General features: G+C 71.2%; 7 protein-coding genes. 1 reads left to right on the top strand and 6 read right to left on the bottom strand.

The annotated features are described in order from the left end of the window. A partial coding sequence (locus tag AB0C29_RS27400) for a hypothetical protein (RefSeq protein WP_360825727.1) occupies positions 1–578 on the top strand: 578 nt, incomplete at its 5' end. A gap of 55 nt (positions 579–633) precedes the next feature. Here the strand turns inward: AB0C29_RS27400 and AB0C29_RS27405 are convergent. The 6 genes from AB0C29_RS27405 to mmsA form a co-directional block, all read right to left on the bottom strand. Next, on the bottom strand, positions 634–1,770 hold the full coding sequence (locus AB0C29_RS27405; RefSeq protein ID WP_360825733.1) for an ABC transporter substrate-binding protein: 1,137 nt from the start codon (positions 1,768–1,770) through the stop codon (positions 634–636). An 8-nt stretch (positions 1,771–1,778) separates the two neighbouring features. Beyond that, positions 1,779–2,543, bottom strand: coding sequence for an ABC transporter permease (locus tag AB0C29_RS27410; protein ID WP_360825736.1), 765 nt, complete (start codon positions 2,541–2,543; stop codon positions 1,779–1,781). Then, positions 2,540–3,385 carry an ABC transporter ATP-binding protein gene (locus AB0C29_RS27415; RefSeq protein WP_360825739.1) on the bottom strand — a complete coding sequence of 282 codons (846 nt, stop codon included), beginning with the start codon at positions 3,383–3,385 and terminating at the stop codon, positions 2,540–2,542. Before AB0C29_RS27415 ends, AB0C29_RS27410 begins: the two co-directional genes overlap by 4 nt. Next, positions 3,382–4,224, bottom strand: coding sequence for an ABC transporter permease subunit (locus AB0C29_RS27420; RefSeq protein WP_360825742.1), 843 nt, complete (start codon positions 4,222–4,224; stop codon positions 3,382–3,384). Before AB0C29_RS27420 ends, AB0C29_RS27415 begins: the two co-directional genes overlap by 4 nt. Continuing rightward, positions 4,221–5,216 (bottom strand): TIGR03842 family LLM class F420-dependent oxidoreductase, encoded by a 996-nt coding sequence (locus AB0C29_RS27425; RefSeq protein WP_360825745.1) that lies wholly within the window; start codon positions 5,214–5,216, stop codon positions 4,221–4,223. The genes AB0C29_RS27420 and AB0C29_RS27425 overlap by 4 nt, the downstream gene beginning before the upstream one ends. Positions 5,217–5,218: 2 nt before the next feature. Next, positions 5,219–6,581: CoA-acylating methylmalonate-semialdehyde dehydrogenase (mmsA, locus tag AB0C29_RS27430; RefSeq protein WP_360825748.1), on the bottom strand; the 1,363-nt coding region annotated here is incomplete at its 5' end.

Genomic DNA, 6,581 nt, shown 5'->3' on the forward strand with positions numbered 1-6,581 from the left:
GCGCCGAGCACGGCCGCGAGGCCGCCGAACGGCTGTCGCGCACCCTGGACCGGATCCGGGAACGCGCGACCGGAGCCGCGATCGCCACGGAAGAGGCGGCGATCGTCGACCTGGCCCTGCGCGGCGAGTACGCGGCAGCGGCCGCCGCGGCCGAGACCCTGGTGGACGAGAAGAAGCTGTACCGCCTGTTCGTCACGGCGCTGCGCCTGGAACGCTTCGACATCCCGATGGCCCTGCGCCTGCTGGAGGGCGGCCAGACCCCGCGCGAGGCGATCCGCTCGGGCCACCTGATCGGCAAGTACAGCTGGTGGCCGTCCTGGCTGCTGCGCATCGTCACCGAACGGGCCCTGGCCGGCACCCTCGACGAGCAGACCATCGCGGCGCTGGACAAGTGCGCGTACGCGGAACTGACCCCGCTGCAGGCGAACCTGGCCCGCAAGCTGCTGGGCGGCAACGAGGCGCTGATCAGCACGGCGGCCCACCGCCTGATCACCCTGGGGGAAGCCGACGCGGCGGAACGCCTGCGCGAGGGCGATATCGCGGCGGTGGCGTTCGCGGCCCGGCTGAGCACGCAGTAGAGCGTGAAAGGGCCCGGCCGTCGGGTGACGACCGGGCCCGGGGGAGTGACAGCGGCTACGCGCCGCCGGCCGTCAGGGTCACCGTCTGCGGCTGGAAGCCCGCACCGTTGATGTCCACGCCGGCCGCCTTGGCCTGGTCCTGGGCCTGCTTGATGTAGTCGTTGGTGAAGGCCAGGCCTTCCGGCTGCTTGGTCAGCACCGTGTCGCCGGTCTGGTTCTTCGTGGTGAGGGACAGGTCGACCGTCTGCTTCCAGTCGGCCTCGTTGATCGTGCCGACCCCACCGGTCGCCGGCCAGACCAGCTTGTTCACCTCGTTCATCTGCCAGAGCTGGTGGCTCTTGCCGAGCTTGGAGCCCTTGGCCACCACCAGGTCGCGGCACTTCTCGGCGTTGTCGCGGCAGTACGCCCAGCCCTTGATCGTGCCGGCCAGGAACTTCACCGTCTGCTGCTGGTACGCCGGGTCGCTGAGCTTGTCCGTGTTGGCCCACACGGCGTCCTGCAGCATCGACGAGCCTTCGGTCTTCCAGTCGATGATGGCGAAGTCCTCGGGCGTGTAGAGCTTGCCGGTCGCCGGGTTCGTCGCCTCCAGCAGCTGGGCGTACTCGTTGTAGCTCATCGCCTGGGCGGCGTCGATCTCCTTCTTGAGCAGGGCCTGCATGTCGAACTGCTGCTGCACCAGGGTGACGTCCTTGCCGGGGTCGATCCCGGCCTTGGTCATGCCGGCGAACAGCTCGAACTCGTTGCCGAAGCCCCAGTTGCCGACCTTCTTTCCTTTCAGATCCGCGGCGGTGCTGATGCCGCTGTCCTTCCAGGCCACCTGGTACGTGCCGGAGCGGGCGAAGATCTGGCCGACGTCGGTGATGCCGGCGCCCTGCTCGCGCGACGCCAGCGCCTTGGGGACCCAGGCGACCGCGTAGTCGGCCTTGCCCTGGGCCAGCACGGTCTGCGGCACGATGTCGACGCCGCCTTCGAGCAGTTGCACGTCGAGGCCCTGCTCCTTGTAGAAGCCCTGGTCCACGGCGGCGATGTAGCCGGCGAACTGGGCCTGGTAGAACCACTGCAGCTGCAGTTTGATCGGGGTCGGGGCGCCGCCGCTGGCGCCCGGGGTCGTCGTCGTGGGGGTGTCGGCGGTGCCGCAGGCGCTCAGCGTGAGCACGGCGGCGATGAGGGTGGCGAACAAGGGACGACGCACACGAACTCCTAGGAGATGAGGCGGGTTTTCCAGGGCATCGCGATCCGCTCCAGCAGGAGCGTGGCCAGGTAGAAGAACAGTCCGAGCAGGCAGGCGCCGACCACGAAGGCCCAGGCCCGGGGGTACGCGGTGAACGCGGCGGCGGAGGTGATCCGCGCGCCGAGCCCGTCCTGCAGCCCGCCGAAGTATTCGGCGACCACCGCGGCGATGACGGCCAGCGACGACGCCTGTCGCAGGCCGGTGAAGACGAACGGCAGCGCGCCGGGCAGCCGGACCAGCCGGGTGAAGGTCCAGCCGCCGGCGGCGTAGCTGGTCATCAGCTCCCGGTGGGTCGGGTCGACCTCGCGCAGGCCGCGCAGCGTGTTGATGAAGACCGGGAAGAACACGATGATCCCGGCGACCAGCCGGCGCGGCACACTCGAGGTCGACTCGAACATGTTGTTGAGGATCGGGGCCAGCGCGATGATCGGCAGCGCGTTGAGCACCGCGGCGAGCGGGACGGAGACCTCGGAGAGGATCCGGAACCGGCTGGCCGCCATCGCGGCGAGCACCCCGGCGACCGTGCCCCAGGCCAGCCCGACGAGCGCGTTGAGCCCGCTGGCCAGCCCGGCCTCCCACACGTTCTGGCGCTGCACGACCAGCTCGTGCCAGATCGCCGACGGCGCCGGCAGGATGAACGGCGCGATCCGGCCCAGCGTGACGGTCAGCTCCCACAAGACCAGCGCCACGATCCCGAGCAGGACCGGCGGGGCGACGCGGCGCAGGAGATTCACGGCGCGGTCGCTTCGGAGGTACGGGGCGACGGCGCCACAACCGCAGCGGCATCCTCCGCCCCCACAGATTCGGGCACCGTCCCGGTGCCCCGCAACGCGCGGCGGACCGCGGTGATCGCCGCGAAGTACGCCGGGGACTGCCGGGCCGCGTCGTCGCGGGTGCCCAGCCCGACGTCGATCGTCGCGGTGATCCGGCCCGGCCGCGGTGACATCACCACGACCCGATTGGACAGGAACACCGCCTCCGAGATGGAGTGCGTGACGAAGACCGTGCTGGTGCCGGTCTGCGCGCAGATCGCCAGCAGCTCCGACTGCAACCGCTCGCGGGTCATCTCGTCGAGCGCGCCGAACGGCTCGTCCATCAGCAGCAGCGGCGGGTGCACGGCCAGGGCCCGGGCGATCGCGACGCGCTGCTGCATGCCGCCGGACAGCTGGGCCGGATAGTGCCCGGCGAAGTCGGCCAGCCCGACCAGCGCCAGCATCTCCGTGGCCCGGGCCCTGCGCTCGGCCCGGGAGGTGCCCCGCAACTCCAGCGGCAGCTCCACGTTGCGCTGCACGGTGCGCCATTCGAAGAGGCCGGCCTGCTGGAACGCGATGCCGTACTCCTGGTCCAGCCGGGCCCGGGCGGCCGGTTTGCCGGCCACCTCGACCGTCCCGGTCGTCGCCGGGATCAGGTCGGCGATCAGCCGCAGCAGGGTGCTCTTGCCGCACCCGGACGGCCCGATCAGCGAGACGAACTGCCCGGCCGGGATGGCCAGATCGATGCCGGTCAGGGCGGTGACCTCGTCGGGCCGGCCCTGGTTGAAGACCTTGGAGACTCCGGAGAGGGACACTGCGGTCACATCGTCACCACCGAGACGCGTCGTCGGTGCCGCATCAGCGGCAGTTCCAGCAGGCTGACCAGGGCGGCGACGACGAGCCCGAGCAGGGCCGCGCCGAGCATGGCGGTGTAGACCTTCGCGGGATCACTGGTGGCCTCCCGGGAGTACTCGATGATGAGCCGGCCGATGCCGCCGCGCGTACCGGTGGAGATCTCGCCGACCACCGCGCCCACGACGGCGGCCGCGCCGGCCAGCCGCAGGGCCGGGAACAGGTACGGCAGTGAGGCCGGCAGGCGCAGTTTGACCAGCGTGCGCCACCACCCGGCGGCGTAGCTGCGCATCAGCTCGACCCCGGCCGCCTGCGGCGACTGCAGACCGCGCAGCATGCCCACGGCGACCGGGAAGAAGGCCAGGTACGCCGCGATCACCGCGACCGTCATCCACTCCGGCCAGACCGTGCCGCCCCACCCGGCGATGAGCGGCGCTAGCGCGACCAGCGGCACGGTCTGCGACAGGATCACGTACGGCAGCAGCCCGCGCTCGACGATCCGGAAGCGCTGCATGGCCACCGCCAGCAGCAGGCCGATCACCGCGCCGGCCGCGAAGCCGACCGTGGTGATCCCCAGCGTGAAGAAACTGGCGCTGAGCACCGCCTGCCAGACCGGCCGGCCGCCGGTGAGTTCCGGACGGCCGAGCCGGCTGAGCATCTCCCAAACGTGCGGCATCGACAGGTCGTCGGCCCGGGGCAGGATCCGGACGCCGAACAGCACCGTCCCGTCCGGGTTCCCGACCGCCTTGTAGCCCTCCCAGAGGGCGATGAGCACGACCAGGCCGGCGCCGGCGCTGAGCACACGTCTCACGCGACCACCGGGATGATCTTCTCGCCGTACGCCCGCAGGGTCGCCTCTTTGTCGTCGTGCTGCAGGTAGAGGGCGAACTGATCGACGCCGATGGCCCGCAGCTCCTCCAGGCGTTGCAGGTGCGCCTCGACCGGGCCCAGCACGCAGAACCGGTCCACCACCTCGTCCGGCACGAACGAGGTGTGCGAGTTGCCGGCCCGGCCGTGCTCGGCGTAGTCGTAGCCCTGCCGGCCCTTGATGTAGTCGGTCAGCACCTGCGGCACCGCGCCGTCGGCGCCATAGCGGGCGACGATGTCGGCGACGTGGTTGCCGACCATGCCGCCGAACCAGCGGGTCTGGTCCCGCTGGTGGGCCAGGTCGTCACCGACGTAGGCGGGCGCGGCGACGCAGAACTTGATGGCCGCCGGGTCGCGGCCGGCCCGCTCCGCGGCGGCCCGGACCGCCTTGATCATCCAGGCCGCGATGTCCGGGTCGGCGAGCTGCAGGATGTAGCCGTCACCCACCTCACCGGTCAGGGCCAGGGCCTTGGGCCCGTACGCGGCCACCCACACGTCCAGCCGGCTGTCGGGTGCCCAGGCGAACCGCAGCTCCTGACCGCGCAAGGACACCGTCTCCCCGCTGGCCAGGCCGCGGATCACCCCGATGCTCTCGCGCAGCTGGGCCAGCGAGTTCGGTTGCAGGCCCAGCACCCGCAGGGCCGAGTCGCCGCGGCCGATCCCGCAGACGGTGCGGTTGCCGTACATCTCGTTGAGGGTGGCGAACTGGGACGCGATCACGGTCCAGTCCCGGGTGCCCGGGTTGGTCACCATCGGGCCGACGATCACCCGCTCGGTGTCGGCCAGGATCTTGCTGTAGATGACGAACGGCTCCTGCCACAGCACGTGCGAGTCGAACGTCCACACGTGGCTGTAGCCCAGCTCCTCCGCCTTCTTGGCCCACTCCACCACCTCCAGGGCGGGCGGGTCGCACTGCAGGACGACGCCGATGTCCATGCTCACCTCACCTCCGGGAAGCCCAGGTCGACCGTGGACGAGGCGGGGTCGGGCCAGCGCGAGGTGACCACCTTGCTGCGGGTGTAGAACTGGATGCCCTCGGGGCCGTACATGTGCAGGTCGCCGAAGAGCGAGGACTTCCAGCCGCCGAAGCTGTAGTAGGCCACCGGTACGGGCACCGGCACGTTGACGCCGACCATGCCGCAGTTGACGTCGTACTGGAACCGGCGCGCCGCCCCGCCGTCGCGGGTGAAGATCGCCGTGCCGTTGCCGTACTCGTTGCTGTTGACCAGCTCCAGCGCCTGCTCGTAGGTGTTGGTCCGGACCACCGACAGCACCGGGCCGAAGATCTCGTCGGTGTAGAGCGGCGAGTCGGTCGGCACCTTGTCGACCAGCGACGCGCCCAGGAAGAAGCCCGGGCTTTCGCTGATCGGCGCGTCCCGTCCGTCGACGACCACCTCGGCACCGCCGGCGCCGGCCAGATAGCCGGCCACCTTGTCGCGGTGCTCGCGGCTGATCAGCGGGCCCATCTCGGCCGCCGGGTCGCTGGCCGGGCCGACCGTGATGCGGGCGATCCGGTCCTTGATCGCGGCGACCAGCGGGTCACCGACCGCGCCGACCGCCACCACGACCGAGACCGCCATGCAGCGCTCGCCGGCCGAGCCGTACCCGGCGCTGACCGCGGCGTCCGCGGCCGTGTCCACGTCGGCGTCCGGGAGCACGACCATGTGGTTCTTCGCGCCGCCCAGGGCCTGCACCCGCTTGCCGGCCCGGGTGCCCTGCTCGTAGACCGACCTGGCGATCGGGGTGGAGCCGACGAACGACAGCGCCTGCACGTCCGGGTGGGCGATCAGCGTCTCGACGGCCTCCCGGTCACCCTGCACGACGTTGAACGCGCCGTCCGGCAGCCCGGCCTGGCGCAGCAGGTCGGCCAGCAGCAGCGAGACCGACGGGTCCTTCTCGCTGGGCTTGAGCACGAAGGTGTTGCCGCAGACCAGGGCGTTGCAGAACATCCACATCGGGACCATGGCCGGGAAGTTGAACGGCGTGATGCCGGCGACCACCCCGAGCGGCTGGCGGATCGAGTAGACGTCCACGCCGGTCGAGGCCTGCTCGCTGTACCCGCCCTTGAGCAGGTGCGGCGCGCCGGCGGCGAACTCGATGTTCTCCAGCCCGCGGGCCAGCTCGCCGCCGGCGTCGGCGACAGTCTTGCCGTGCTCCTGGCTCACCAGCGACGCGATCTCCTTGCGGTTCGCGTCGACCAGCTCGCGGAAGCGGAACATGACCTCGGCCCGGCGGGACAGCGACGCCGCCCGCCAGGACGGGAAGGCGGCCTTGGCCGCGGCCACCGCGCGCGCCGTCTCG

Origin of the sequence: Actinoplanes sp. NPDC048791 (assembly GCF_040650095.1) — a bacterium.
Classification (GTDB): Bacteria; Actinomycetota; Actinomycetes; order Mycobacteriales; family Micromonosporaceae; genus Actinoplanes.

What these genes read in the sequence shown, in the direction of transcription:
- AB0C29_RS27425 (WP_360825745.1), bottom strand. Translation starts at nt 5,216, where the DNA reads ATGGACATCGGCGTCGTCCTGCAGTGCGACCCGCCCGCCCTGGAGGTG.